The 25,660-nt window shown below is 70.6% G+C and carries 24 protein-coding genes; 16 read left to right on the top strand and 8 right to left on the bottom strand.

Translation table 11 applies throughout. The features are described from left to right. The first annotated feature begins 80 nt into the window (after window positions 1-80). The 5 genes from AC156L_RS16860 (at window position 81) to AC156L_RS16840 (ending at window position 6,741) form a co-directional block, all read left to right on the top strand. On the top strand, window positions 81-1,814 hold the full coding sequence (locus tag AC156L_RS16860; protein ID WP_330876949.1) for a DEAD/DEAH box helicase: 1,734 nt from the start codon (window positions 81-83) through the stop codon (window positions 1,812-1,814). A gap of 313 nt (window positions 1,815-2,127) precedes the next feature. Continuing rightward, complete coding sequence (locus AC156L_RS16855) at window positions 2,128-3,255, top strand: sugar ABC transporter substrate-binding protein (RefSeq protein WP_330876950.1); 1,128 nt, start codon at window positions 2,128-2,130, stop codon at window positions 3,253-3,255. Window positions 3,256-3,350: 95 nt separating this feature from the next. Then, window positions 3,351-4,124 carry an ATP-binding cassette domain-containing protein gene (locus AC156L_RS16850; RefSeq protein WP_330876951.1) on the top strand — a complete coding sequence of 258 codons (774 nt, stop codon included), beginning with the start codon at window positions 3,351-3,353 and terminating at the stop codon, window positions 4,122-4,124. A gap of 17 nt (window positions 4,125-4,141) precedes the next feature. Continuing rightward, window positions 4,142-5,563, top strand: coding sequence for a sugar ABC transporter permease (locus tag AC156L_RS16845; protein ID WP_330876952.1), 1,422 nt, complete (start codon window positions 4,142-4,144; stop codon window positions 5,561-5,563). Between the two features lie 5 nt (window positions 5,564-5,568). Continuing rightward, complete coding sequence (locus tag AC156L_RS16840; RefSeq protein WP_330876953.1) at window positions 5,569-6,741, top strand: ROK family protein; 1,173 nt, start codon at window positions 5,569-5,571, stop codon at window positions 6,739-6,741. A gap of 120 nt (window positions 6,742-6,861) precedes the next feature. Here AC156L_RS16840 and AC156L_RS16835 read toward each other — a convergent pair whose 3' ends face one another. The 3 genes from AC156L_RS16835 to ppgK form a co-directional block, all read right to left on the bottom strand. Then, complete coding sequence (locus AC156L_RS16835; protein ID WP_106196729.1) at window positions 6,862-7,044, bottom strand: DUF7455 domain-containing protein; 183 nt, start codon at window positions 7,042-7,044, stop codon at window positions 6,862-6,864. 607 nt (window positions 7,045-7,651) lie between these two features. Further along, entirely contained in the window at window positions 7,652-8,992 is a 1,341-nt protein-coding gene (locus AC156L_RS16830; RefSeq protein ID WP_484406999.1) for an RNA polymerase sigma factor, read from the bottom strand. 205 nt (window positions 8,993-9,197) lie between these two features. Further along, window positions 9,198-9,959, bottom strand: coding sequence for a polyphosphate--glucose phosphotransferase (gene ppgK, locus AC156L_RS16825; RefSeq protein ID WP_330876954.1), 762 nt, complete (start codon window positions 9,957-9,959; stop codon window positions 9,198-9,200). A gap of 116 nt (window positions 9,960-10,075) precedes the next feature. Between ppgK and AC156L_RS16820 the strand changes: the two genes are divergently transcribed. Next, entirely contained in the window at window positions 10,076-10,858 is a 783-nt protein-coding gene (locus AC156L_RS16820) for an inositol monophosphatase family protein (protein WP_484406998.1), read from the top strand. A 399-nt stretch (window positions 10,859-11,257) separates the two neighbouring features. Here AC156L_RS16820 and cei read toward each other — a convergent pair whose 3' ends face one another. Further along, on the bottom strand, window positions 11,258-12,055 hold the full coding sequence (gene cei, locus AC156L_RS16815) for an envelope integrity protein Cei (RefSeq protein WP_330876956.1): 798 nt from the start codon (window positions 12,053-12,055) through the stop codon (window positions 11,258-11,260). Between the two features lie 369 nt (window positions 12,056-12,424). Between cei and AC156L_RS16810 the strand changes: the two genes are divergently transcribed. After that, on the top strand, window positions 12,425-12,724 hold the full coding sequence (locus AC156L_RS16810) for a DUF4193 domain-containing protein (RefSeq protein WP_106196725.1): 300 nt from the start codon (window positions 12,425-12,427) through the stop codon (window positions 12,722-12,724). 92 nt (window positions 12,725-12,816) lie between these two features. Here AC156L_RS16810 and AC156L_RS16805 read toward each other — a convergent pair whose 3' ends face one another. Continuing rightward, a complete protein-coding gene (locus AC156L_RS16805) occupies window positions 12,817-13,278 on the bottom strand; it encodes a DUF3093 domain-containing protein (RefSeq protein WP_330876957.1) in 462 nt (153 codons plus the stop codon). Window positions 13,279-13,302: 24 nt separating this feature from the next. Between AC156L_RS16805 and dut the strand changes: the two genes are divergently transcribed. Both dut and AC156L_RS16795 read left to right on the top strand, forming a co-directional pair. Beyond that, the gene (dut, locus tag AC156L_RS16800; RefSeq protein ID WP_330876958.1) at window positions 13,303-13,797 is read left to right on the top strand and encodes a dUTP diphosphatase; all 495 of its coding nucleotides are present in this window, start codon (window positions 13,303-13,305) and stop codon (window positions 13,795-13,797) included. Between the two features lie 5 nt (window positions 13,798-13,802). Then, entirely contained in the window at window positions 13,803-14,429 is a 627-nt protein-coding gene (locus AC156L_RS16795; RefSeq protein WP_330876959.1) for a DUF3710 domain-containing protein, read from the top strand. 52 nt (window positions 14,430-14,481) lie between these two features. Here AC156L_RS16795 and AC156L_RS16790 read toward each other — a convergent pair whose 3' ends face one another. After that, window positions 14,482-15,186 carry an alpha/beta fold hydrolase gene (locus AC156L_RS16790; RefSeq protein WP_414719917.1) on the bottom strand — a complete coding sequence of 235 codons (705 nt, stop codon included), beginning with the start codon at window positions 15,184-15,186 and terminating at the stop codon, window positions 14,482-14,484. Between the two features lie 110 nt (window positions 15,187-15,296). Between AC156L_RS16790 and AC156L_RS16785 the strand changes: the two genes are divergently transcribed. Together AC156L_RS16785 and AC156L_RS16780 are read left to right on the top strand one after the other, a co-directional pair. Continuing rightward, complete coding sequence (locus tag AC156L_RS16785; RefSeq protein ID WP_330876960.1) at window positions 15,297-15,674, top strand: OB-fold nucleic acid binding domain-containing protein; 378 nt, start codon at window positions 15,297-15,299, stop codon at window positions 15,672-15,674. Further along, complete coding sequence (locus tag AC156L_RS16780) at window positions 15,671-16,435, top strand: DUF3159 domain-containing protein (RefSeq protein ID WP_330876961.1); 765 nt, start codon at window positions 15,671-15,673, stop codon at window positions 16,433-16,435. Before AC156L_RS16785 ends, AC156L_RS16780 begins: the two co-directional genes overlap by 4 nt. Window positions 16,436-16,487: 52 nt before the next feature. Here AC156L_RS16780 and AC156L_RS16775 read toward each other — a convergent pair whose 3' ends face one another. Together AC156L_RS16775 and AC156L_RS16770 are read right to left on the bottom strand one after the other, a co-directional pair. Continuing rightward, window positions 16,488-17,144 carry a potassium channel family protein gene (locus AC156L_RS16775; RefSeq protein WP_259622144.1) on the bottom strand — a complete coding sequence of 219 codons (657 nt, stop codon included), beginning with the start codon at window positions 17,142-17,144 and terminating at the stop codon, window positions 16,488-16,490. Then, window positions 17,144-17,806: a potassium channel family protein gene (locus AC156L_RS16770; protein ID WP_330876962.1), complete on the bottom strand. Its 663-nt coding sequence runs from the start codon at window positions 17,804-17,806 to the stop codon at window positions 17,144-17,146. The genes AC156L_RS16775 and AC156L_RS16770 overlap by 1 nt, the downstream gene beginning before the upstream one ends. A 203-nt stretch (window positions 17,807-18,009) precedes the next feature. Here AC156L_RS16770 and AC156L_RS16765 point away from each other — a divergent pair, with 203 nt between their 5' ends. The 5 genes from AC156L_RS16765 (at window position 18,010) to AC156L_RS16745 (ending at window position 25,391) form a co-directional block, all read left to right on the top strand. Then, window positions 18,010-20,004 (top strand): APC family permease, encoded by a 1,995-nt coding sequence (locus AC156L_RS16765; protein WP_330876963.1) that lies wholly within the window; start codon window positions 18,010-18,012, stop codon window positions 20,002-20,004. An 83-nt stretch (window positions 20,005-20,087) separates the two neighbouring features. After that, a complete protein-coding gene (locus AC156L_RS16760; protein WP_330876970.1) occupies window positions 20,088-21,293 on the top strand; it encodes a class I SAM-dependent RNA methyltransferase in 1,206 nt (401 codons plus the stop codon). Between the two features lie 168 nt (window positions 21,294-21,461). Next, window positions 21,462-23,387 (top strand): 1-deoxy-D-xylulose-5-phosphate synthase, encoded by a 1,926-nt coding sequence (dxs, locus tag AC156L_RS16755; RefSeq protein ID WP_330876964.1) that lies wholly within the window; start codon window positions 21,462-21,464, stop codon window positions 23,385-23,387. A gap of 188 nt (window positions 23,388-23,575) precedes the next feature. Then, window positions 23,576-24,259 carry a response regulator transcription factor gene (locus tag AC156L_RS16750; protein WP_330876965.1) on the top strand — a complete coding sequence of 228 codons (684 nt, stop codon included), beginning with the start codon at window positions 23,576-23,578 and terminating at the stop codon, window positions 24,257-24,259. Next, window positions 24,231-25,391 carry a sensor histidine kinase gene (locus AC156L_RS16745; protein WP_330876966.1) on the top strand — a complete coding sequence of 387 codons (1,161 nt, stop codon included), beginning with the start codon at window positions 24,231-24,233 and terminating at the stop codon, window positions 25,389-25,391. Before AC156L_RS16750 ends, AC156L_RS16745 begins: the two co-directional genes overlap by 29 nt. Window positions 25,392-25,660: the final 269 nt, after the last annotated feature.

Raw genomic sequence — 25,660 nt, 5'->3', positions numbered from 1 at the left:
ACGTCGCGGGACCACACCGGCCTGAGGGCATTCGACTGTCACAGCACACCTTTGACCTGCGCTGAAGGAGCGATGAGTTCGTGGCACAGCCCGACACGCAGGTCGTCGAGTCCCCGGCTGCCCAGCGTCCGCTGCGGGCCTGGCAGCGCCGGGCGCTGACGAAGTACCTGTCGGCGAAGCCGAAGGACTTCCTCGCCGTGGCGACGCCCGGCGCGGGCAAGACCACGTTCGGCCTGCGGGTCGCGGCCGAACTGCTGGCCGACCGGACCGTCGAGTCGATCACCATCGTCGCGCCGACCGAGCACCTCAAGCACCAGTGGGCGCAGGCGGCGGCCGCGGTGGGCATCGCGATCGACTCGAACTTCCGCAACACCAACGCGGTCACCTCCCGCGACTACCACGGTGTCGCGGTGACGTACGCGCAGGTCGCGGCCCACCCCACGCTGCACCGGGTGCGCACCGAGAACCGCAAGACCCTGGTCATGCTGGACGAGGTCCACCACGGCGGCGACGCGAAGTCCTGGGGCGACGCGATCCGCGAGGCGTTCACGCCCGCCGTGCGGCGGCTGTCGCTGACCGGGACGCCCTTCCGCAGCGACGACTCGCCGATCCCGTTCATCTCCTACGCGCCGGGCGGCGACGGCCTGATGCGCAGCCAGCCCGACCACTCCTACGGCTACGCCGACGCGCTGCGCGACGGCGTGGTCCGGCCGGTGATCTTCCTGGCGTACTCCGGCGAGGCGAGCTGGCGCACCAGCGCGGGCGAGGAGTTCACCGCCCGGCTCGGCGAGCCGCTGACCACCGAGCAGACCGCGCGGGCGTGGCGCACGGCGCTGGACCCGAGCGGCGACTGGATCAAGTCGGTGATCACCTCCGCCGACATGCGCCTGACCCAGCTGCGCAACGGCGGGATGCCCGACGCGGGCGCGATGATCATCGCGACGGACCAGACGACGGCGAAGGCGTACGCCGAGGTGCTGCACCGGGTCACCGGCCACACCGCGACCGTCGTGCTCTCGGACGACCCGAAGGCCTCCGGCCGCATCGCCGAGTTCTCGCGGACGACCGAGCGCTGGCTGATCGCGGTCCGCATGGTGTCCGAGGGCGTCGACGTGCCGCGCCTCGCCGTCGGCGTCTACGCGACCAGCTCGTCCACCCCGCTGTTCTTCGCCCAGGCCATCGGCCGGTTCGTGCGCAGGCGCGCGAAGGGCGAGACGGCCAGCGTGTTCCTGCCCAGCGTCCCGGTGCTGCTGGGGCTGGCCAGCGAGCTGGAGCAGCAGCGCGACCACGTCCTCGGCAAGCCGCACCGCGAGAAGGACGGCTGGGACGACGAACTCCTCGCCGACGCGAACCGCACCAAGGACGAGGAGGGCGAGGAGGAGAAGGCGTTCACCTCGCTGGGCGCCTCGGCCGAGCTGGACCAGGTCATCTACGACGGGTCCTCGTTCGGCACGGCCGCGTTCGCGGGCAGCGACGACGAGCAGGAGTACCTGGGCCTCCCCGGTCTGCTCGAACCCGACCAGGTGCGCGCGCTGCTGCGGCAGCGCCAGGAGCACCAGCTGGTCGAGGTCGCCAAGCGCAAGGCCGCCGAACCGCCGCCCCCGCCGCGCGCCGCGCGTCCCCAGGGCGTGCAGGAGCAGCTGGCCGCGCTGCGCAAGGAGCTGAACACGCTCGTCGCGATGCACCACCACCGCACCAAGAAGCCGCACGGCAAGATCCACAACGCCCTGCGCGAGCACTGCGGTGGGCCGCCCACCGCCATGGCGACGATCGAGCAGCTCGAAGAGCGCATCGCCACCCTGCGGTCCTGGTAGTCCCGGACCCGTTCACCGGTCGTTCGCGGTCCGGTTCCCCGGCGTTGGGGACCGGCCGCGGACGTGAATCCGGTTCATCATCCGCTCGCATCAAATGAGACGGCGGACACACTGCGCAACCGGTTAATGTGACTGTGCGTGATTTCCATATGCATTTGGAGTAGTCAGATGTCGCCACGGTTACCTCTCCGTTGCAGCATCGTGCCTTCTTTATCGATGCAGTGTGCTTCCGGTCACCCGGTCCCAGGGCATACGTTGTGCGCCACAACATTTTCTGTCCGGCCCTCGGGCAGAGCAGTGAAAGGGATGGCGGATGCGCAGCAAGAGCCTCGCCCTCATCGCCGTAGGCACCGGCCTTGCCGTGGCCATGACGGCGTGCGGTGCCAACAGTTCGTCCGGTGGCGGCAGCTCCACCGGAACCAGCGACACCGGTAGCGCGGCAGGCGGCACGAAGGTCGGTGTGATCCTCCCGGAGACCGCCTCCTCCGCTCGCTGGGAGGGCTTCGACAAGCCCCTCCTCACCGCCGCGCTCAAGGCCGAAGGCCTGGACGCGGACATCCAGAACGCGCAGGGTGACAACCAGAAGTTCACCACCCTCGCCGACGGCATGATCAACTCGGGCGTCAAGGTCCTGATCATCGCGTCCCCCGACTCCTCCGTGGGTGCCGCGGTGGCCGCCAAGGCGGACGCCCAGGGCATCCCGGTCATCGACTACGACCGCCTCAACCTCGGCGGCTCGTCGAAGTACTACGTCTCCTTCGACAACGTGAAGGTCGGCGAACTCCAGGGCCAGGGCCTCGCCACGGCGCTGAAGGACAAGAAGGGCGCCGAGGTCATCCAGATCGAGGGCGCCCCGACCGACAACAACGCCACGCTGTTCACCGAGGGCCAGGAGAAGATCCTCAAGCCGCTCTACACCTCCGGTGACCTGAAGCTGGTCCAGTCCCAGCCGATCGAGAAGTGGGACAACCAGATCGGCGCCACGGTCTTCGAGCAGATCCTGACCGGCAACGGCCAGAAGGTGGACGGCGTCGTCGCCGCCAACGACGGTCTCGCCGGCGCGGTCATCACCGTGCTGAAGAAGTTCAACCTCAACGGCAAGGTGCCGGTCACCGGCCAGGACGCCACCCCGGACGGCCTCCAGGCCGTGCTCCGCGGCGACCAGTACATGACCGTCTTCAAGCCGATCAAGGCCGAGGCCGAGGCGACCGCCAAGCTGGCCGGTCTGCTCGCCAAGGGTGACACCGCGGGCGCCGACAAGATCGCCACCGGCGTCACCAAGGACACCACGGGCAACCGCGACGTCAAGTCGGTCCTGCTCGACGCGCAGCTCATCACCAAGGACAAGGTCAAGACCGTCGTCGACGCGGGCGCCGTCAAGGCCTCCGAGATCTGCGTCGCCGACCTGGCCGCGGTCTGCACCGAGCTGGGCATCAAGTAGTCAGTCGCTCCACCGCAACCGCCGCGGTGGGCACCAGCCCCCGACTGGTGCCCACCGCGGTTTCCGCCGCAAGACCCATGTTTTGGAGGACAGCCGTGAGCGAGCCGATTCTCGAGCTGCGCGGCATCAACAAGAGCTTCGGACCCGTGCACGTGCTGCACGACATCGACTTCACCGTGCGGGCCGGAGAGGTCACCGCGCTCGTGGGTGACAACGGCGCAGGCAAGTCGACCATGGTGAAGTCCATCGCCGGCATCCACCCGATCGACTCGGGCGAGGTGCTGTTCGAAGGTCAGCCGGTCTCCATCCACAGCCCGCGCGAAGCGGCCGGGTACGGCATCGAGGTCGTCTACCAGGACCTCGCGCTGTGCGAGAACCTGGACATCGTCCAGAACATGTTCCTGGGCCGGGAACGCGGCAAGTACGGGCTGCTGGACGAGGCCGACATGGAGCAGGCGGCGCGCAAGACGCTCGCCTCGCTGTCCGTGCGCACCGTGAAGTCCGTCCGCACGTCCGTCGCGTCGCTCTCCGGCGGCCAGAGGCAGACCGTGGCGATCGCCAAGTCCGTGCTCTGGGACAGCAAGGTCGTGCTCCTCGACGAGCCGACAGCGGCACTCGGCGTGGCGCAGACCCGCCAGGTGCTCGACCTGGTCCGCAGGCTCGCCGAGCAGGGCCTCGGTGTGGTGCTGATCAGCCACAACATGAACGACGTCTTCGAGGTGTCCGACCGCATCGCCTGCCTGTACCTGGGGCGCATGGCGGCTCAGCTGCCGACCAAGGACGTCACCCACGGACAGGTGGTCGAGCTGATCACCGCTGGTCGCTCCGGCGACCTGGGCATCGCCCGCCCGGAAACCGCGACCATCTGATGCCTGAGGACCTGAGCATGACTGACACACCTACCGGTGAGAAGGCTCCCGAAACCGGAGCCATTTCCGACTTCGGCATCGACACGACGTCCAAGTCGGCCGGCGAGGCGCTGAAGGAGTACTGGGCCAAGGTCCGCGGCGGCGACTTCGGGTCGCTGCCCGCGCTGCTCGGCCTGCTCGTGCTGGTGATCTTCTTCAGCGCCCGGTCGGACACCTTCCTGACACTGGGCAACATCTCGAACCTGCTGGCGCAGGGCGCGGGCATCGTGATCATCGCGATGGGTCTCGTCTTCGTGCTGCTGCTGGGCGAGATCGACCTGTCCGCGGGCACCGCGTCCGGTGTGGCCGCCTCCGTGATGGCGCTGCACCTGGTGCGCAACGGCAACATGATGTCCGCCTTCGGCGACGGCGTCTTCTACATCACCTGCGCGTTCATGGTGGTCGCGGCGGTGCTGTCCCTGCTGCTGCGCATCTGGCCCGGCGTCGTGCTCCCGCTCGTCGGCCTCGCGATCCTGCTGCTCGGCGTGCCGCCGAACGCGTGGATCGAAATGCTGCTCGCGCTGTGCATCGGCACCTCGATCGGCAGCCTGACCGGCTACCTCGTCGCGAAGGTCGGCATCCCGTCGTTCGTCGTGACCCTCGCGCTGTTCCTGGCGTGGGGCGGCGTGGTGCTGAAGTACATCGGCCAGGGCGGCACGCTGCCCATCCGCAACGACCAGGTGCTGTTCAACGTCGCCAACGGCAACCTGAGCACCGCCTCCAGCTGGGTGCTGTTCCTGCTGGCCGCGGGCGGCTACGCGGCCGTCGTGCTCAACCGGCACTTCTCCCGGCTGCGCAGGGGCCTCGTCGCCCAGCCGACGGCACTGGTCTTCGTCAAGGTCGGCTTCGTGCTCGTGCTGAGCGCGGCGGCCACGCTGCTGCTCACCCAGAACCGCGCGGTCAACCCGACCGTCGTCATCTCGGGTGTGCCGTACGTGGTGCCGATCGTCCTGGTGCTGCTCACCATCGGCACGTTCGTGCTCGACCGCACCAGCTACGGCAGGCACATCTACGCGGTCGGCGGCAACGCCGAGGCGGCCCGCCGCGCGGGCATCAACGTGCCGAAGATCCGCATGAGCGTCTTCGTGATCTGCTCGTCGGTCGCCGCCCTCGGCGCCATCGTGTACTCCTCGAAGGTCGGCTCCGTGGCTCCCAGCTCCGGTGCGGGCAACACGCTGCTGTTCGCGGTCGGCGCCGCGGTCATCGGTGGCACCTCGCTGTTCGGCGGCAAGGGCAGGCTGCGCGACGCGGTCATCGGTGGCGCGGTCATCGCGATCATCGAGAACGGCCTTGGTCTGCTCAAGCAGGAGGCCGCGGTGGTCTCCATCGTGACCGGCCTCGTGCTGCTGCTGGCCGCCAGCGTGGATGCGCTGTCGCGTCGTCGTTCGGCCGCTTCGTAGCAGCGGTGACGTCACCGACCGCGGGAGCCCGGCCCGACGAGGTCCGCAGGCACAACCGCACGGCGCTCCTGCGCCGGTTGCACGTCGACGGTCCGTCCACCAGGGCGTCGCTGGCGGCTGAGCTCGGGCTCAACCGCAGCACGATCAAGGCCCTGGTGGACGGTCTCGCCGAAACCGGTGTGGTCGCCGAACGGGTTCCCGCGCAACGCAGCGGAGCCGGTAGGCCCTCGCTGCTGGTCCTCCCCCAACCCCACGCCGCCGTCGTCCTGGCCATCGACATCCGCGTCGAGCAGGTGGCCATGGCGATGGTGGGCCTGGGCGGGGAGATCATCGGCAGGGACAGCTGGAACCTGCACACCCGCACCCGCGACCCCCGCGAGGTCATCACCCACATCGTCGAGTCGGCGAAGCTGCTCAGCGACGAGCTGGACCTCCGGCCCGTCGCGGTCGGCGTCTCGGTCTCGGGGGTGGTCCGCCGCTCCGACGGCTGGGTGCACGAGGCGCCGAACCTGCACTGGACGAACGTCGCGCTGGGCGAACGCCTCAGCGCCGTGATGGGGCTCCCGGTGCAGGTCGGCAACGACGCCGAGCTGGGGGCGCTGGCCGAGCACGTCCGCGGCGCCGCCCGCGGCGCGTCGGACATGGTCTACATCTCCGCCGACGTCGGCGTCGGCGGCGGCGTGATCTCCAACGGGTCCCCGCTGCGCGGCACCGGCGGCTACGTGGGCGAACTGGGGCACATGGTCGTCCGGCCCGGCGGTCTGCCGTGCTACTGCGGCTGCGAGGGCTGCTGGGAGACCGAGGTCGGCGAGGCCGCCCTCTGCCGCGCGCTCGCGCTCCCGGTCAACGCCTCCCGCGGCGCCGTCGTGGCCGAGCTGCGCTCGCTGGCCACCGACCCCGACAACGTCATGCACCGGCTGGGGGAGTTCACCGAGTGGCTGGCCGTCGGCCTGGTCACCGTGGTGAACATGATGGGGCCCGAACTGGTGGTGCTGGGCGACCTGTTCACGGCGCTGCCGGAACCCGTCGTCACGGAGGTCAGGGCCGTCGTGCAGCGCCGCAGCCTGGTCAGCAGGGCCGTCGGCGGCACGCGCATCCTCAGCTCGCCGCTGGGCCGTGACGCCAAGCTGGTGGGCGCGGCCGAAGCGGCCTTCGAACCCGTGCTCGGCACGGTGTAGCGGAGGGCTGGGGCCTCCTCAGGCCCGCGAAAGCCCCCTGGAACGCGAGGGGGGCGGGGATCCTCTCGGATCCCCGCCCCGGAACGGCAAGGGTGCTTGAGGGCCGCACGGCCCCGATTGTCAGCCCTGCTGCAGTTCAGCAGCGAGCTCGCGCAGCTTCGTGCTGTGCTCACGGGCGTGGTGCCCGCAGAACAGCAGTTCGCCCCCGGAGGGGAGCACGGCGCGAACCTGGGCAGCAGCCCCGCAGCGGTCGCAGCGGTCGGCAGCGGTCAACTCGGGGCGGGTGAGCGTGGGCGTAGTCATGAGAGTCTCCCTCCGTCCCGGCACCGAGGATTTCGGTGCCCTCTTACCAAGCTGCGACCACTACGCATCTGGCTGGTGCGCGGTGCTCGCTGGCTCCACTCTCTCAGACGTTCGGGCGGAAGTCAGTGTTCCCGTCAACGTGGCGACGCGCGTCACTCGCGATTTACCCACCCGTCGGTGCGTGGAATCGGCCCGAACGCCGAAATACGGGGTTCAACATCACTTTCCGCAGTCGTGGCAACGGTTTCAGACCAGGTGTTATGGCCGCTGACGGGCCTCGATTGCTCCAACTGGTGGGACCCCTGCGGCCGTTGGTGTGATCCATAACACTTTGGTCAGCTCACAGCGAACACGGCCGTTCGTTCCACCATTCGGACGTGGATCCCGCCGTTCACCCGGCGTTGGGAGACCCGCCCGTGACCTCGGTGACCGCGTCGCGGGGCCTGTTCCAGCGGATCGTGCGCCCGAAATGCCCGGTTCTCCTCCCGCGGGGTTCGAGCGCGACCCGAGCGGTGCTCCGCGAGACCTCCGGTCGTGCGGCACCTCGGAGGAGCGGAGCACGGCGAAGGCCCCGCACCGAGGTGCGGGGCCTTCGCCGGGAACGTTCCTAGTCCAGGTAGTCGCGCAGGACCTGCGAGCGCGACGGGTGGCGCAGCTTGGACATCGTCTTCGACTCGATCTGCCGGATCCGCTCACGGGTCACCCCGTAGACCTGGCCGATCTCGTCCAACGTCCGCGGCTGGCCGTCGGTGAGGCCGAAGCGCAGCCGGACGACGCCCGCCTCGCGCTCGGACAGCGTGGCCAGGACCGACTGGAGCTGGTCCTGGAGCAGCGTGAACGACACCGCGTCCACGGCCACGACGGCCTCGGAGTCCTCGATGAAGTCGCCGAGCTGGCTGTCGCCCTCGTCGCCGATCGTCTGGTCCAGCGAAATGGGCTCCCGGGCGTACTGCTGGATCTCCAGCACCTTCTCGGGGGTGATGTCCATTTCCTTGGCGAGCTCCTCGGGCGTGGGCTCGCGGCCCAGGTCCTGGAGGAGTTCACGCTGTATGCGGCCGAGCTTGTTGATGACCTCCACCATGTGCACCGGGATGCGGATGGTGCGGGCCTGGTCGGCCATCGCGCGGGTGATGGCCTGGCGGATCCACCACGTCGCGTAGGTCGAGAACTTGTAGCCCTTGGTGTAGTCGAACTTCTCGACCGCGCGGATCAGACCGAGGTTGCCCTCCTGGATCAGGTCCAGGAACGCCATGCCGCGACCGGTGTAGCGCTTGGCCAGCGAGACCACGAGGCGGAGGTTGGCCTCCGGCAGGTGGTTCTTGGCGCGCTCGCCGTCCCGGACGATCCACCGCAGGTCGCGGCGCATCTGGGGGGTGAGCTTCTCGTTCTCGTCCTCGGCCCGGCGCACCCGCTCCGCCGCGTAGAGGCCTGCCTCGATCCGCTTGGCGAGTTCGACCTCCTCCTCGGCGTTGAGGAGCGCGACCTTGCCGATCTGCTTCAGGTAGGCGCGGACGGAGTCGGCCGAGGCGGTGAGCTCGGCGTCCTTGCGGGCCTGCCGCAGGGCCTCCGACTCCTCCTCGTCCCAGACGAAGTCGCCTTCGCCGGGCTTCTTCTCGTCCTCTGCCTCTTCGGGTTCGTCGACGACGGGCTCGTCCACGATGACCACGTCCTCACCGAGGTCCTCGTCACCGGGAGCGGCTTCGAGGTCGTCAGGCTCGTCGCCGTCCTTCTTGGTCTTGGCGGGACCAGCCTTGGCTGCGGTCTTGCGGGGCGCCTTGGCCGCCGTCTTGCCTGCCGCCGCAGTCTTCGCCGCGGCGGGCTTGCGAGCCGGAGCCTTGCGGGCCGAGGCGGCCTTGGGGGTCTCCTCAGACTCGCCGGCTGCGGCCGAGGTCGTCTTCGCGGCGCTCGTGGTGCTCGAGCGTCGGGTTGCGGTTTCTGCGGCTGCCACGTACGCCCTTTCGCGACTGTCGATCACGGCGATCCGAAGGGCGCGAAACCTCGGACGCCAGAGTTCGGGGGAGAGCCCGCCGAAGCCATCCGGCGGGGCACCGTTCCATTGTAACGACGAGAATCGCGTGCTGTTGCGCCCCGCTCGCTTTCACGGGGTGTGAACAGGTGTTCCCGCAGCTAGACTGCGTGGGGGATTTTCCGGATCAGTGCCTGATGCCCTGCGCGGCGGCAGCCGCGGCGCCCACGATGCCCGCGTCGTTCTTCAACGCCGCGGCGACGACTTCGGTGCGCACCTCCAGGAGCGGCAACCACTTGTCGGCCTTCTTGCTGACGCCGCCGCCCGCGATCACCAGATCCGGCCAGATGAGGTTCTCCAGCACGGTGATGTAGCGCGAGACGCGAGGCGTCCACTCCGCCCAGGAGAGCCCCTTGTCCTCCTTCACCGACGCCGCCGCCTTCGACTCGGCGTCGTGCCCGTCCACCTCCAGGTGGCCGAACTCGGTGTTGGGGACGAGCCGCCCGTCGAGGAACAGCGCGCTGCCGATGCCCGTGCCGAACGTCAGCAGCACGACCAGCCCGTCGCGGTCGACGCCCGCGCCGTACTTCATCTCCGCCATGCCCGCCGCGTCCGCGTCGTTCAGCACCACGACGTCCTCGACCGACCTGCCGAGCCGCTTCGCGAACAGCGCGCGGGCGTCGGTGTCCACCCAGTGCTTGGACACGTTCGCGGCGGTCAGGGCCACGCCGTGCTTGACCACGCACGGGAGCGTCACGCCCACCGGCCCGGTCCACTCGAACTTCGCGACGATCTCGGCCACCACGTCCGCCACCGCATCGGGCGTCGACGGTTGGGGCGTGGCGATCCTCAACCGCTCCCCGTCCAGTGCTCCTGCTTCCAGGTCGACCAGGCCGCCCTTGATGCCGGAGCCGCCGACGTCCACACCGAACCCGCGGGTAATGCCCATCCCCGGTGGCCTTCCTACTCGATTCAGTAACCGTGGCCGCAGACATTAGCCTGAGCACCCCAGATAGTCCCGCGAGAGTGACGTAGGTGGAACAGTTGAGTTTCGATCCTCGCCCCTTGGTGGACGTCGCGGTCACCGTCGCACGCGAAGCCGCGGACCTGGTGCAGCGCACCAGGCAGGCCGCCGTCACCGCCCAGGTCGACACGAAGAGCACCGCCACCGACGTGGTCACGGAGGCGGACCGGGCCTCTGAGCAGCTGGTGCGCGATCGGTTGGCGGTCCTGCGCCCCGGTGAGCCGGTGATCGGCGAGGAGGAGGGCGGGAGCGCCGCCGTCGAGGGCCTCACCTGGGTCGTCGACCCCATCGACGGCACCGTGAACTACCTGTACGGCCTACCGCACTACGCAGTGTCGATCGCCGCTCAGCTCGACGGGGTGTCGGTCGCGGGCGTGGTGCTGGAACCGGTCAGCGGCCGCGTCTGGACCGCGGCGCGCGGTCACGGGGCCTACCTGGACGGCACGCGCCTCGGCGTCTCGGGGGCGAACCGCCTCGACCTCTCGCTGGTGGGGTACGGGTTCGCGTACCGGGCGGAGCGGCGGCAGCGGCAGGCGACCACGTGGGCGGCGCTGTCGACCAGGGTGCGGGACATCCGCCGGGCCGGAGCGGCGTCGCTGGACCTGTGCGCCGTGGCGGCCGGGTGGCTGGACGCGTACGCGGAGCACGCGCTCGGCCGGTGGGACTGGGCCGCCGGGGCGTTGATCGCCGCCGAGGCCGGTGCGGTGGTGCGGCTGCCCGGCGAGGACCCGGAGCTGGGGGAGGACGCCACCTTCGTGGCCACGCCGGGGATCGCGGAGGACCTGCGGACGGCTCTGGTGGAGTGCGGGTTCGGGTCGGTGTGACCTTCGGGGTGCGACTCCCCCGTGACCCGGTCCGCGGCGCCGTCGGACGCGGCGGACCGGGTCACGAGCGGTTCCGTGCGGTTCACCGGAGTGCGGTTCTGCTCGCCGTGGGCGCGGGTGCCGCTCGGCGGTGCGCGTTCCGTCAGCGGTGCGGATCGGGTCGCGAGCCGGCTCTGGGCGGTTGCGGCGTGCGGTTCTGCTCGCCGTGGTGCGGGTGCTGCTCAGCGGTGCGCGTTCCGTCAGCCGCACGGACCGGGTCGCGAGCGGTTGTGGGCGGTTCATCGGCGTGCGGTTCTGCGTGGAGCGGCACTGCTCAGCGGTCGCACGTCTCGTCAGCCGCACGGACCTGGTCGCGAGCGGCTCAGGGGCCTGCGGTTCCGCTCCCCGTGGGGGGCCTGCTCAGCAGTGCACGTCCCGTGCCGCCGTCAGGTTCGACGACACCACCGTGGGCGCGCTCGCCTCCGCCGCCTGGCCGCCCGCCTGCTCGGGCTGCTGCGCGGCCCAGTCGGCCAGCTGGTCCAGCACCTTCCGGGCGTCGTGGTTCGGCTTGACCTCGTCGAACTTCTTCCCGATGGCGATGTCGACGGTCGCGTCCTGCCGCTCGTCCCTGACCAGTTCCAGGCACGGCTCGATCAGGCTCAGCGTGCGCGCCGCGCTCGCCCCAGGGGCACCGAACCGGATCTGCCCGCGGCAGGTCATGTCCTGCGCCGGGTAGACGGGGTCGTTGTCGGGTTCGGCGGCCTGCTTGAGGCCGAGTTCCGTCAGCGTCGTCGCCACGAACCTGGCCTGGTTGCGCTGGGTGCTCGCGTTGAACACCCGGAACTGGACCTCGGCCGCGGGCACCGGGTCGGTCCGGTCCAGCGCGTCGTGCGCCAGGACGCTGCCGAGCTTCGGTGCCTCGACGACGGGCGCCGCGGGGTCGACCGGCGGTGCCGACGACGGCACCGGCGCGCTCCCCGGCGTGTTGCAGCGGATGGCCAGGTCCACGTCGTTCGCCGTGTTGAGGACCTTCGCCCAGACGAACACCGCCCCGAAGGCCAGGATCACGAAGAGGATGAGCGCCGGTAGCGGTCGTCGTCGCCTGTACCGCGACAACCCGCTGTTCCCCGTAGTGCTCGCGGGTCCCACGTCCGCCGACCTCCCCTGGCGTTGTGCCCATGTGCTCGCCGTATTCCAGCCTATGCGGTCCAGGACCATCCCGCGTCCCCGACCGGCTGTAGCGGCCCGCAATCACCCGGTAGCGGAGGGTTCACCGCCGCTCGGGCGCCGCGGACGGCCGCGGCGGATGGGCCTGAGCCCGTGGACAGCCTATCGGGCCAGCTTACGTGGGTCCTGTCACCCTTCTGCTCATTTAGGGGGAACCCGATGCACAACCCCGGTATCGGTGAGCTACCCTCTGCGCGCTCCGGGACCGTTGAGTCACCAGAAGCGTCGACTAGCAGGGGGTTGGCGCTCGACGGCCGGGGCGAGACCCCCGTCACTGGACGACGGGGCACAAAAAGGGGCGCTGGGACGTTAACCAGCGACACGAACACAGTCTCCGTAGACCGCAGGGGTGAAAACAAGATGGCGACCGACTACGACGCGCCGCGTCGCAGCGAGGCCGATGAGCTCGCTGAAGACTCTCTCGAGGAGCTGAAGGCGCGGCGCAACGAAACGCAGTCCGGCGTAGTCGATGTCGACGAGGACGCGACTGCCGAGAACTTCGAACTGCCCGGTGCCGACCTGTCCGGTGAGGAACTCACCTTCAAGGTCCTCCCGAAGCAGGCCGACGAGTTCACGTGTTCCAAGTGCTTCCTGGTGCACCACCGCAGCAGGCTGGCCGAGGAGCACAACGGGCAGTACATCTGCCGCGACTGCGCCTGAGCCCGACCCGCGTCACACCAGCAGCACCAGAACGGCAGCACCACTAGAACGACACTGGGCGCTCACCCGAAGGGGTGGCGCCCAGTCGCGTTTCACTTCTTGAGCAGTTCCGCGAGCCGGTCGGCGTGGCGGACGCTGAACAGCCAGTAGGGCGTCGGGTCCTCCGGGTCCTCCAGCGCCACCTTCACCATCGGTCCGACCCAGCCGCGGTGCGCGACGAAGGCCGCCGGGTCCAGGTTCGGGCCCATCGCCTTCCGCTTGGTCTTGGCGGTGAACACCTCCACCTCCCCCAGCAGCTCCAGGGGCACGTGGGCGTCACCGACCCGCAGTTCACCCCCGCTGACCTCGACCTTCAGCGAGCCGAGCCGAACGATCATCAGCAGGGCCAGCGGGACGATGATCACGTAGGGCAGCCAGGAACGGACGCCGGGGAAGCCCATGTGGATCTCCGCGGCCAGCAGCACCGCGGCGGTCAGGGGCAGCAGCCAGCCCCACCACGGGACGTAGAGCCGCTCTTCGAAGGCACTTGGGGCGGTCACAGCACTCTCGCTCACGTCCTCAGGGTAATCTCGCCCGCCGTGCCCAGCGTCGAGGTCTTGCTGTCCCGGCTCGATCCAGGAGTCCCACCGCCGTCGTACGCCCGTCCGGGTGACGCCGGCGCCGACCTGGTCACCACTCAGGACGTGGTGATCGAGCCGGGGGAACGCGCGGTGGTCGGCACCGGCATCGCCGTCGCACTGCCCGAGGGGTATGCGGGGTTCGTTCACCCGCGGTCCGGTCTCGCGGCGAGGGTGGGGCTCAGCGTGGTCAACACCCCCGGAACCATCGACGCGGGCTACCGCGGCGAGATCAAGGTGTGCCTGGTGAACCACGACCTCCGCGAGCCGATCAGGCTCCGACGGGGCGACCGGATCGCGCAGCTCGTGGTGCAGCGGGTCGAGCACGCGGTGTTCCGAGAGGTCGACGAACTGCCGGGCTCCGACCGGGGCACGGGTGGGTACGGCTCTACTGGCGGGCACGGCGTGCTCGCGGTGTCGGCGAAGGCCGACGCCATGCAGCGGACAGAGGGGTAATTCAGATGTTCGGACGGCGCCGCAAGCGGGGCAGGCACGCGACGAACCGGGAGACCGCGCAGCAGGACGTGGAGTTCGACGACGAGTTCGACGTCGCCGACGACGGTCCCTACGACGAGCCCGAAGCCCCCAGGGACAACATCACCAGGCTGGACCTGGGGTCCATCAGGCTCCCGGTGCCCGACGGCGCGCAGCTCCAGGTCGAGATGGACCCCGCGGGCGCGGTGCGCGCGGTGCACCTGCTCACCCCCGCCGGGCAGCTCACGGTCAGCGCCTTCGCGGCGCCCCGCAGCGGCGGCCTCTGGAAGGAGGTCGGCGCGGAGCTGATCGCCCAGCTCAAGGAGGACGGCGCCCGGATCAACCGGGAGAACGGGCAGTGGGGCGAGGAGATCACCGCCCGCAACAGCGGTGTCCACCTCCGGTTCGTGGGCGTCGACGGGCCCCGGTGGCTGCTGCGCGGCGTCGCGGCCGGGCCGGAGGAGCAGGCCCCCGTGATCGCGGAGGCGCTCTACGAGCTGCTGCGCGGGACGGTCGTGGTGCGGGGCACGCAGCCGATGCCGGTGCGGACGCCGCTGCCGATCGAGCTTCCCGAGGCCATCGCCAAGCACATCGCCGCGCAGGCCGAGGGCTGATCGGACCGCCGGTCGCGACCGGTCGGGCACCTCGACCGGTCACGACCGGCGGTCAGCCCGCGCGGGTCGCGGTCGCCGCGGCCAGCAGCGCCAGCACCGCCGCCCGGCCGAGGCAGGCGCGGTCCGCTCCCAGCGCCCCGAGCGTCGTCGTCCGCAGAACCGCACGTGGCAGGGCACTCGCCCACGAACGGGCGACCTCAAGAGGGTGAATCGGGTCGTCGGTGCACGCCGCCACCCCCGCGGGCACCGCCACCCCGCCCAGTTCCGCGGGCGTGGGCGCTCCGGACTCCGCCGCGGCCCGCAGGATCCCGGCCAGCCGGGGCCCGTGCCCGCGCCACGCCCGCGACAGCTCCGCTCCGAGCCACCCGTCCACCCCGACCAGCGCGGAGTCGACGCCGTCGCGTTCCACCACGCCCGCGCTGGCCCGTGCGGCCAGCGCGGCGGGCGCCTCTCCCGCGGGTCCGGACCACGCGGGCAGCGCCAGCAGCAGACCCGCGCACCGCTCCGGGTGCCGGACCGCCCACCCGGCCGCCACGTGGGCTCCCAGCGAGACCCCGCCGACGACCAGGGGCGTGCCGGTCCAGGCGGCGTCCAACGCGGCCAGGTGCTCCTCGACCGAGGCCGAGGCCGGAGCGGTCAAACGCAGCCCCAACTGCGTCAACGGTTCTTCGAAGACGGTTCGGACGAACACCTCGTCCGACGCCGTCCCAGGGAGCAGCACTGCGGTTCGGCCGACCAGATCGACCATCGGGCGCATCACGACCAGGATCCTCCCCCAGTCGGATCCCGCGACCTCCGCGCCCGGTTACCCTGGGGTTCGGACGGGCTTCGTCGACGATGCCCCTTGCGATGTACCTGGAGTCGGGGATGAGTGTTTCCGGGGACGGCTATTGGCGCCGTCTCATGCGTCGCCTGACCAGCGACGTGACCGAACTGGACGCGGACGACCTCTCCCGCAAGGCCGAGGCGGTCGGCGCCATGCGCGCGTGCGACTGCAAGTCCGGCGAGGAGGTGACCGTGATGGGCAGGCTCCGCACCGTGGAGATGTGCCCGCGCGACTCGGCCGCCACGCTGGAGGCCGAGCTCTTCGACGGCACCGAGGGCGTCACCCTGGTCTGGATGGGGCGCCGCCGCATCGCGGGCATCGAACCGGGCCGCACCATCAAGGCCCGCGGCCGCATCGCGGTCCGCGACGGGCGCAAGGTGCTCTACAACCCGTACTACGAGCTGCAGAACGCTTCATGACCCCGACGAACGGCCAGGACGTGACGGACGAGCAGAAGCAGGGCACCGCCGAACCGGAGAAGATGCCGACCATGCTGGAGCAGATGGGCGGCGTCAGCGGCCTCGTCTACTCCTCGCTCCCGGTCGTCGTGTTCGTGCTGGTCAACACCTTCGCGGGGTTGTACCCCGCGATCTGGAGCGCCCTCGGGGCCGCGGTGCTGATCGGCGTCGTGCTGGTGGTCCGCAAGGGCTCGGTCCAGCCCGCGGTCTCCGGCCTCTTCGGCGTCGGCATCGCGGCGTTCATCGCCTACCGCACCGGCTCAGCCAAGGGCTTCTTCCTCTTCGGCATCTGGCAGAGCCTCATCTACGCGGGCGCCTTCGTGCTGTCGATCGTGGTCCGCTGGCCCCTCGCGGGCGTGGCGTGGTCGTTCCTCAACGGCCGGGGCACGTCGTGGCGCAGGGACAGGGCGTCGGTCCGCGACTACGACATCGCCACCCTCGTGTGGGCGCTGGTCTTCGGCTCGCGCTTCGTCGTCCAGCAGTGGCTCTACGACACCGCGTCCGTCGGCTGGCTCGCCTTCGCCCGCCTCGCCATGGGCTACCCGCTCATGGCCATCGCGGTGGCCGCGACGGTCTGGGCCGTCCGCCGCTCCGACAAGCGCCTCAAGGCGCTGGAGGAGGCCGAGGCGACGCAGGTGCGGGAAACGGAGGAGGAACTCCGGGCCCGCTACGCCCACCCGGTCGAACCGCACGCCACGGGCAAACCGGCGACCGAGAGCTGATCAGGACCGCACTCCGCCCCGCCCGGTCGCGTCCGGGCGGGGCGGAGTCGTGTCAGTAGCCCAGCGCGGAGCGGATCTCCGTCTCGACCGCGGCGGTGGCCACGAACAGCAGCTCGTCGCCGCCTTCGAGGGTGTCCTCCGCGGACGGCACGATGACCCGCCCACCGCGCAGGATCGTCACGAGCGCCGCGTCCCGAGGCAGGGTCAGGCCGCTGACCGGCTCACCGGCCAGCGGGGTGTCGTGGGGCAGCGTGATCTCCACGAGGTTCGCCTGGCCCTGGCGCAGGGTCAGCAGCCGGACCACGTCGCCCACGGTCACCGCCTCCTCGACCATCGCGGCCAGGATGCGCGGGGTCGAGACGGCGACGTCGACCCCCCACGACTCGGTGAACAGCCACTCGTTGGCCGGGTCGTTGACCCGCGCCACGACGCGCTTGACCGCGAACTCGGTCTTGGCCAGCAGCGACACCACGAGGTTGACCTTGTCGTCGCCGGTGGCCGCGATGACGACGTCGCACAGCTGCATGCCCGCGTCCTCCAGCGACGACAGCTCGCACGCGTCGGCCTGCACCCACTCGGCCTGCTCGACGGTGTGCGGCTCGAAGTGCGCGAAGTCGCGTTCGATCAGCATCACCTGGTGGCCGTCGGACACCAGTTCCTGCGCGATGGAGCGGCCCACCGCTCCCGCTCCCGCGATTGCGACCCGCATCAGTTCTCCTCAGGTGCGCGGACGGCCGCGGCGGTCACGTCGGTGACGGTGCCGGACAGGGCTGCGACGTAGATCACATCGTCCGCTTGGACGACCGACTTCGAGTCCGGCAGCACACCGGTGCCGAACCGCATGATGAAGGCGACCCGGCTCCCGGTCGCCTCCTGGAGCTCCGCGACCGAGTGGCCGACCCAGTCCTCGTGGACGTCGATGGGCAGCACGGCGACGGTGCCGGACGGGTCGCGCCACGCCGTCGTGGTGCCCTCCGGGACGAGCACCCGCAGGAAGCGGTCGGTGCTCCACGGGACGGTCGCGACGGTCGGGATGCCGAGGCGCTCGTACACCTCGGCGCGCTTGTGGTCGTAGATGCGCGCGACGACGTGCTGGACCCCGAAGGTCTCGCGCGCCACCCGCGCCGAGATGATGTTCGAGTTGTCGCCGCTGGAGACGGCCGCGAAGGCACCCGCGCGCTCGATGCCCGCCTCGATCAGCACCTGCCGGTCGAAGCCGTTGCCGATGACCTGCTGCCCGTGGAAGTCGGCCCCCAGCCGCCGGAACGACTGGGCGTTCTTGTCGATGACCGCGACCTGGTGGTCAAGTCGCTCCAGGGCCTTGGCCAGGGATGTCCCCACCCGGCCGCAACCCATGATCACCACGTGCACTGCGTGCCTCCTCGTTTTTCGCGCGGGTACCCACGCGACCAGCGTGACCGAACCTACCCCGGACCTGCCCCACCGCCGGAACGGCGGGCGGACCGCTCGTCGGGCGTCGCGTGAGGACGCTCGCCGGGGGCCCGGCGACGACCGCACCACAAACCCCCGCGGTTGGTCCGGAACGGTGAGCGGACCGCTTACGCTCTGGACCCGTGTCCAAGCTCGCAACCGCGGCCAAGCGCCTCGTCGTCGGCAGGCCCTTCCGCAGTGATCGACTAGCCCACACGCTCCTGCCCAAGCGCATCGCCCTGCCGGTCTTCGCCTCGGACGCGATGTCCTCCGTCGCGTACGCGCCGGAGGAGATCTTCCTGGTGCTGTCCGTCGCGGGCCTGTCCGCGTACACGCTGGCGCCGTGGGTCGGCCTCGTGGTCGTGGCCGTGATGCTCGTCGTGGTCGCCAGCTACCGGCAGAACGTGCACGCCTACCCCTCGGGCGGCGGTGACTACGAGGTCGCGACGGTGAACCTGGGCCGCAAGGCCGGGCTGACGGTCGCCAGCGCGCTGCTGGTCGACTACATCCTCACCGTGGCCGTGTCGATCGCCTCGGCGATGGCGAACATCGGGTCGGCCGTGCCCTACGTCGCCACCCACAAGGTCGAGTTCGCGGTCGCCGCGATCGTCCTGCTGACCGCCATCAACCTGCGCGGCCTGCGCGAGTCCGGCACCGCCTTCGCGATCCCCACCTACGCGTTCATGGTCGGCATCCTCCTGATGATCGGCTACGGCCTGTTCCGGGCGTTCGTGCTGGGCGACCAGATGCACGCGGAGAGCTCGACCGTCGAGATCCGGGCCGAGGACGACCACCTCATGGGCCTCGCGTTCGTGTTCCTGGTGCTCCGCGCGTTCTCCTCGGGCTGCGCGGCCCTCACCGGCGTCGAGGCCATCAGCAACGGCGTGCCCGCGTTCCGCAAGCCGAAGTCGCGCAACGCCGCCACGACGCTGCTGCTCATGGGCCTGATGGCCGTCACGATGCTGATGGGCCTCATCGTCCTGGCGCAGGTCACGGGCGTGCGGATGGCCGAGGACCCGGCGCACCAGATCGTCAGCGCGCCGCCGGGCTACGAGCAGAAGACGATGGTCGCCCAGATCGCGGGCGCCGTGTTCGAGGGCTTCCCGGTCGGCTTCTACTTCATCGCCTCGGTCACCGCGCTGATCCTCGTGCTCGCCGCGAACACGGCGTTCAACGGCTTCCCGGTTCTCGGCTCGATCCTCGCCCAGGACCGCTACCTGCCCCGCCAGCTGCACACGCGGGGCGACCGGCTGGCGTTCAGCAACGGCATCGTGTTCCTCGCGGGCGCGGCGATCGTGCTGGTCATCGCGTTCGACGCCGAGGTCACCCGGCTGATCCAGCTCTACATCGTCGGCGTGTTCGTGTCGTTCACGCTCAGCCAGCTCGGCATGATCCGGCACTGGAACCGGCTCCTCTCGACCGAGGAGGACCCGGTCGCCCGCAACCGGATGCGGCGCTCGCAGACGATCAACACCGTGGGCCTGGTCATGACCGGCTCCGTGCTGGTGGTCGTGCTGATCACCAAGTTCACCAAGGGCGCCTGGATCGCCATCGCCGCGATGGCCGCCATCTACGCCCTGATGACCGCGATCCGCAGGCACTACGACCGCGTCGCCGAGGAGCTGCGGCAGCAGGAGCGGCAGAAGATGCTGCCCGCCCGCAACCACGCCATGGTGCTCGTGTCCAAGCTCCACATGCCCACCCTGCGCGCGCTGGCCTACGCCAAGGCCACCCGGCCGGACGTGCTGGAGGCCGTCACGGTCAACGTCGACGACGCGGACACCCGCAGACTCGTGCAAGACTGGGAGAAGGAAGCCTTCAAGATCCCGTTGAAGGTGATCGAGTCGCCCTACCGCGAGATCACCAAACCGGTGCTGGACTACGTGAAGCGGATGCGCTCGGACAACCCGCGCGACGTCGTCACGGTGTTCATCCCCGAGTACGTGGTCGGCCACTGGTGGGAGCAGATCCTGCACAACCAGAGCGCGCTGCGGCTCAAGGGGCGACTGCTGTTCGAACCCGGTGTGATGGTGACGAGCGTGCCGTGGCAGCTCGCGTCCTCCAACCGGGTCCACGACAAGGACGTGATCGCGCCCGGCGCGATCCGTCGCGGTTTGGACAAGAGGGACCCCAGGTGACTTCGCACGACGAGCCAGCCGACCACGACGACCTCCCCGCGGGCGGGGAGGTCGTCGAGAAGCCCGACTGGCGCCACCGCCGGATCGAGGTGGAGGTCGGACCGGTGGCGCACGGCGGCCACTGCGTCGCCCGCCACGAGGGCCGGGTCGTGTTCGTCCGGCACTCGCTGCCCGGCGAACTGGCGGTCGTCCGGATCACCGACGACACCGGCGGCTCGTTCTGCCGGGGCGACGCGGTGGAGATCCTCCGGCCGTCCGCCGACCGGGTCGAGCCGCCGTGCCCGTTCTCCGGGCCCGGCCTGTGCGGCGGCTGCGACTGGCAGCACGCCTCCTGGGAGGCCCAGCGCGACCTCAAGGCCGCCGTCGTCGAGGAGCAGCTGCACCGGCTCGCGAACGTGGACCGCGCCGTCGTCGTGGAGGAGCTGCCCGGCGGCCCGCTGCACTGGCGCACCCGGATGAGGATGGCCGTCGGCCCCGAGCGCAGGGCGGGCTTCCGCGGCCACCGCAGGCACAACGTCGTCGTCGTCGACGAGTGCGTCATCGCCGCCCCCGGCGCGCTGGACGAGGCCGTGCGCCGCGAGTGGGCCGTCGGCGGCGAGCTGTCCCTCACCCGCGACGCGGGCGGCCAGGTGCACGTCACCGAGTCCGGCAAGCCCCAGCCGCGCAACGGGCGCCGCGCGGTCCCCGGCAAGCCGATCCGCAGGCGCGGCAGCGGCACCGCCGTCGAACTCGCCGCCGAACGCACCTGGAGGCTGGACGCCGAGGGCTTCTGGCAGGTCCACCCCGCCGCGGCGGACACCCTCGCCGCCGTCGTCCGCGAGTGGGCGGACGCGGCCGCGGGCTCGCTGGCCTGGGACCTCTACGGCGGCGTCGGGCTCTTCGCGTCCGTGCTCGCCGAGCAGGTGGGCACCGCGGGCCGCGTCGTGGTCGTCGAGTCGTCCCACCAGGCCGTCCAGGACGGCGTCGCCAACCTCTCCGACCTGCCCCACGTCGAGTTCCGCCGCGGCAAGGTCGAGGACGTCCTGTCCTCACCCGACTTCGTCGACCAGACCCCGGACGTCGTGGTGCTCGACCCGCCCCGCAAGGGCGCCGGGAAGGTCGTCGTCGGCGAGATCGCCCGGCGTTCACCCGCACGGGTGGTCTACGTCGCCTGCGACCCCGCCGCGCTGGCACGTGACGTGGCGACCTTCGCGGAACTGGGGTATCAGCTGGCCGATCTCCGGGCCTTCGACGCGTTCCCGATGACACACCACGTCGAGTGCGTGGCGCTGCTCGTCCCACGAACGTGAGTCTCCATACACCCTGAGGAGCCAACCGGGCGGGTGGTCTTCACGTCCTGTTCAGGGCGAGCGGGTGAGGAACTGCGTCTCAGCCGTGCCTCCGTAGACTGACCGGACGATGCGCATCCACCACGATGCGTAATCCGAACCGACGCAGACCACAGGCGAGGTGGAGCGGTGACGCTGCTGGAATCCGTGCAGGGACCGGCGGACTTGAAAAGGATGACCGCCGAGGAGCTGGTGCGGCTCGCGGAGGAGATCAGGGGATTCCTGGTCGACAAGGTCTCCCGGACCGGTGGTCACCTGGGCCCCAACCTGGGGGTGGTCGAGCTGACCATGGCCGTGCACCGGGTCTTCGACTCGCCGCACGACCCGGTCGTCTTCGACACCGGGCACCAGAGCTACGTGCACAAGATCGTGACGGGCCGGCGCGACGGCTTCGACGCGCTGCGCCAGCGGGGCGGCATGTCCGGCTACCCGTCGCGCTCCGAGAGCGAGCACGACGTCGAGGAGAACAGCCACGCCTCGACCGCGCTGTCGTACGCGGACGGCCTGGCCAAGGCGTTCCAGCTCACCGGCTCCGAGGGCACCGTCGTCGCGATCGTCGGCGACGGCGCGCTCACCGGCGGCATGTGCTGGGAGGCGCTCAACAACATCGCGGCGGACAAGACCCGCCCGGTCGTCATCGTCGTGAACGACAACGGCCGCTCGTACTCGCCCACGATCGGCGGCCTCGCCGACCACCTGTCCTCGCTGCGGCTGCGCCCCGGCTACGAGCAGGTGCTGGAGAGCGGGCGGCGCGCGTTGCAGCGGACCCCGCTGTTCGGGAAGCCGCTGTACGCGGCGCTGCACGCCGCCAAGCGCGGCATCAAGGACGCGCTCGCGCCGCAGGCCATGTTCGAGGACCTCGGGCTCAAGTACATCGGACCCGTCGACGGCCACGACCTGCCCACGCTGGAGTCCGCGCTGGTCAGGGCCAAGGCGTTCGGCGGCCCGGTGATCGTCCACGCCGTCACCCGCAAGGGGAACGGGTTCGCGCCCGCCGAGAACCACCAGGCCGACCAGATGCACGCCACCGGCGTCATCGACCCCATCACGGGCGAGGCCGTCGGACCGTCCAAGCGCACCTGGACGCACGTGTTCGCGGACGAGCTGGCCGTGCTCGGCGGTGAGCGCGAGGACCTGGTCGCCATCACCGCCGCCATGCGCGGACCGGTCGGGATGGACAAGTTCGCAGGTCTCTACCCGGAGCGGTGCTTCGACGTCGGGATCGCCGAGCAGCACGCCATGACGTCCGCGGCGGGCCTGGCGATGGGTGGCCTGCACCCGGTGGTCGCGGTGTACGCGACGTTCCTCAACCGGGCGTTCGACCAGCTCCTCATGGACGTCGCCATGCACAAGCAGGGCGTGACCGTCGTCCTGGACCGGGCTGGGATCACCGGGCCCGACGGGGCCAGCCACCACGGCATGTGGGACATGTCCATCTGCGGCCTCATCCCCGGCGTGCACGTGGCCGCACCCCGCGACGCGGCCACGCTGCGCGAGGAGCTGCGGGAGGCCGTGTCGATCAGCGACGCGCCGTCGGTGGTGCGGTACCCGAAGGCGTCCGTCGGCGCCGACCTGCCCGCGTTGGAGCGGATCGGCGTGGTCGACGTGCTGAGCAGGCCCGCCTCCGGTGAGAGCGCCGACGTGCTGCTGGTGCCGGTCGGGTCGTTCGGCGAACTGGGCGTCGCCGCGGCCCAGCGGTTGGCCGACCAGGGCATCGGGGTGACCGTCGTCGACCCGAGGTGGATCCACCCGGTGCCCCCGGAGCTGGTGGCGATGGCCGCCGAGCACAAGCTGGTCGTCACCGTCGAGGACGGCGGGCGGCACGGCGGGTTCGGCTGGACGCTGGCCGCGGCGCTGCGGGACGCGGACGTGGAGGTGCCGTTGAGGGACCTCGGGGTGCCGCAGGAGTTCCACCAGCACGCTGAGCGCGGGGAGGTGCTGGCATCGCTCGGGCTGACGGCGCAGGGGGTGGCGCGGAGGGTGACCGAGTGGGTGGCCGGGCGGTTGGGCGAGACGTCGGATTCTTCTGAGGTGGGCGCGGCGGTGGAGAAGTAGGTTCGGGTCGTTGGGCCCCGGCCGCCTTCGGGTGGCCGGGGCCTTCGGCGTCGCGGGGCTCGTGGCCGTCGGTCGCGGCGGGAGCGGGATCGGCCGCGTTTCGCGCGGTGTCCGCTGGTGGGCGGTCATGCGGCTCGGTCGCTCGTCGTGCGCGGGTGTTTCCCCTGGGGTGCCGGTAGCGTTGTGGTGTGCGGATCCTGGTTGTTGAGGACGAAGTGCCGTTGGCCGACGCGATCGCGCGCGGCCTGCGGAGAGAAGGCATGGCCGTCGACGTCGCCTACGACGGCGAGTCCGGTCATGAGAAGTCGACCATCACCCGGTACGACGTGGTGGTGCTCGACCGCGACCTGCCGGGGATGTCCGGTGATGAGCTGTGCAAGGAGATCCTCAGTTCCGGTGCGTTGACGCGGGTCATGATGTTGACCGCCAGCGCCGGTGTCGACGATCGTGTCGCCGGGCTGTCGCTCGGCGCTGACGACTACCTCGCGAAGCCGTTCGCCTTTCCCGAGTTGGTGGCCAGGGTCCGGGCGCTGGCTCGGCGCGCCACGCCTGCCACGCCCCCGTTGCTGAGCGCGCGGGACGTGGAGCTGGACCCCGCCCGGCGGACGGTGCGGCGGGCGGGTGCGCTGGTGGAGCTGACCCGCAAGGAGTTCGGTGTCCTCGAAGTGCTGCTCGCGGCCAAGGGGTCCGTGGTCAGCAGTGAGGAACTGCTGGAACGGGTGTGGGACGAGAACGCCGACCCGTTCACCACGACCGTTCGGGTGACCGTGATGACGCTGCGCAAGAAGCTCGGCGAGCCGGGCATCATCGACACCGTCGTGGGCTCCGGCTACCGGGTCCCCAGTGCCGGGACCGGCTCCGCTGAGGACTGACTTCGCCCACCGGCGGGGTCCTGGTCTCCGCCTCCGGATCACGCTGCTCGCGACCGCCCTCGTCGCGTTCGTGAGCTGCCTGCTGCTCCTGCTGGGGTGGATGCTCGTCGGTCGCGTCGTCGACTCGATGCCCGCGTTCCCCGAGGGCAGCACGGTGGAGGTCGACGGCGTCGAGGTCGACACCGACGTGCTGAGCCAGGTGCTGAGCGCGAACGCCCGCGCGGACGTGGTCCGGTCCGGCGCCGTCGCGTTCTTCTTCGTCGTGCTCGCCGCCGCCGTGCTGGCCTGGGCCATCACCGGGCGGGTGCTCAAACCCGTGCACGACGTCACCGAGGCCGCCCGCAGGCTGTCCGCCGAGTCGCTGGGCGAGAGGCTGCGGCTCGCAGGCCCCCGCGACGAGGTCGCGGAGCTGGCCGACACGTTCGACGGGATGCTCGACCGCCTCCAGGCGGCGTTCGACTCGCAACGCCGGTTCGTCGCGAACGCCTCCCACGAACTGCGGACCCCGCTGTCCGTCATCCGCACCGAGCTGGACGTGACGCTGTCCGACCCGGACGCGGACGTCGAGGAGCTGCGGCGCATGGCGGGTGTGGTCCGGTCCGCCACCGAACGCGCGGAACAACTGGTGAGCGCGCTGCTGTTGCTGGCCCGCACCGAGGGGACGCGCCTGGCGGTGCACGAACCCGTCGACCTGGCGACCGTCGTGGACTCGGCGTGGCGGGCCGCGCGGCCGGAGTCGGCGGCCAAGCAGTTGCGCATGAGCTTCCGCACCGGCCCGGCGCCCACCGTCGGCGACCCTGCCCTGCTGGAGCGGATCGCGGGGAACCTGCTGGAGAACGCGGTGCGGCACAACCTGGTCGGAGGGTGGATCGACGTGGTCACCGAGTGCGGGCCGCAGTGGTCCGTGCTGCGGGTGTCGTCGTCCGGACCCCCGATCGCGCACGAGCTGGTGGAGAGCCTGTTCGAACCGTTCCGCCGAGGTGGCGCGGACCGGACCGCGCGCACGGGCACCGGGCTGGGGCTGTCGATCGTGCGCGCGGCCGTGACCGCGCACGAGGGCCTGGTGCACGCCGAAGCGGTGCCCGGCGGAGGGCTGGCGGTCGTCGTCCACCTGCCCGTCGCGAGCCGATGAGGAAAAGTTTTGGTGGTCCCGGTCACAGTGAGGAGTGGTTTCCGGCCGTTCGGGGCACTCTGAGGGGTCGGGGATGCCGTTCTAGCTGGGGTTTTGTTGACCTTGGACCTAGGGGTACCCCGATTTGGACCCCAGTTCATGGGGGTGTAACTTTCTCCTTGTCACCGCGACACGGACCGGAAACGGGCCGGAGCGGGGGCCACAATCTTCAGAACTGAATGCCTCGCAGGCCGATTTGACAGTCAGAAAAATCGCTTGCTAAGCTTCAA

Source organism: Umezawaea sp. (assembly GCF_057122925.1).
The sequence above is the reverse complement of the archived record's forward strand: the minus strand, read 5'-3'. Positions and strand labels throughout refer to the sequence as shown.

What these genes read in the sequence shown, in the direction of transcription:
- AC156L_RS16855 (WP_330876950.1), top strand. Translation starts at nt 2,128, where the DNA reads ATGCGCAGCAAGAGCCTCGCCCTCATCGCCGTAGGCACCGGCCTTGCC.
- AC156L_RS16845 (WP_330876952.1), top strand. Translation starts at nt 4,142, where the DNA reads ATGACTGACACACCTACCGGTGAGAAGGCTCCCGAAACCGGAGCCATT.
- AC156L_RS16835 (WP_106196729.1), bottom strand. Translation starts at nt 7,044, where the DNA reads ATGACTACGCCCACGCTCACCCGCCCCGAGTTGACCGCTGCCGACCGC.
- ppgK (WP_330876954.1), bottom strand. Translation starts at nt 9,959, where the DNA reads ATGGGCATTACCCGCGGGTTCGGTGTGGACGTCGGCGGCTCCGGCATC.
- cei (WP_330876956.1), bottom strand. Translation starts at nt 12,055, where the DNA reads ATGGTCCTGGACCGCATAGGCTGGAATACGGCGAGCACATGGGCACAA.
- AC156L_RS16810 (WP_106196725.1), top strand. Translation starts at nt 12,425, where the DNA reads ATGGCGACCGACTACGACGCGCCGCGTCGCAGCGAGGCCGATGAGCTC.
- AC156L_RS16795 (WP_330876959.1), top strand. Translation starts at nt 13,803, where the DNA reads ATGTTCGGACGGCGCCGCAAGCGGGGCAGGCACGCGACGAACCGGGAG.
- AC156L_RS16790 (WP_414719917.1), bottom strand. Translation starts at nt 15,186, where the DNA reads ATGCGCCCGATGGTCGATCTGGTCGGCCGAACCGCAGTGCTGCTCCCT.
- AC156L_RS16785 (WP_330876960.1), top strand. Translation starts at nt 15,297, where the DNA reads ATGAGTGTTTCCGGGGACGGCTATTGGCGCCGTCTCATGCGTCGCCTG.
- AC156L_RS16780 (WP_330876961.1), top strand. Translation starts at nt 15,671, where the DNA reads ATGACCCCGACGAACGGCCAGGACGTGACGGACGAGCAGAAGCAGGGC.
- AC156L_RS16775 (WP_259622144.1), bottom strand. Translation starts at nt 17,144, where the DNA reads ATGCGGGTCGCAATCGCGGGAGCGGGAGCGGTGGGCCGCTCCATCGCG.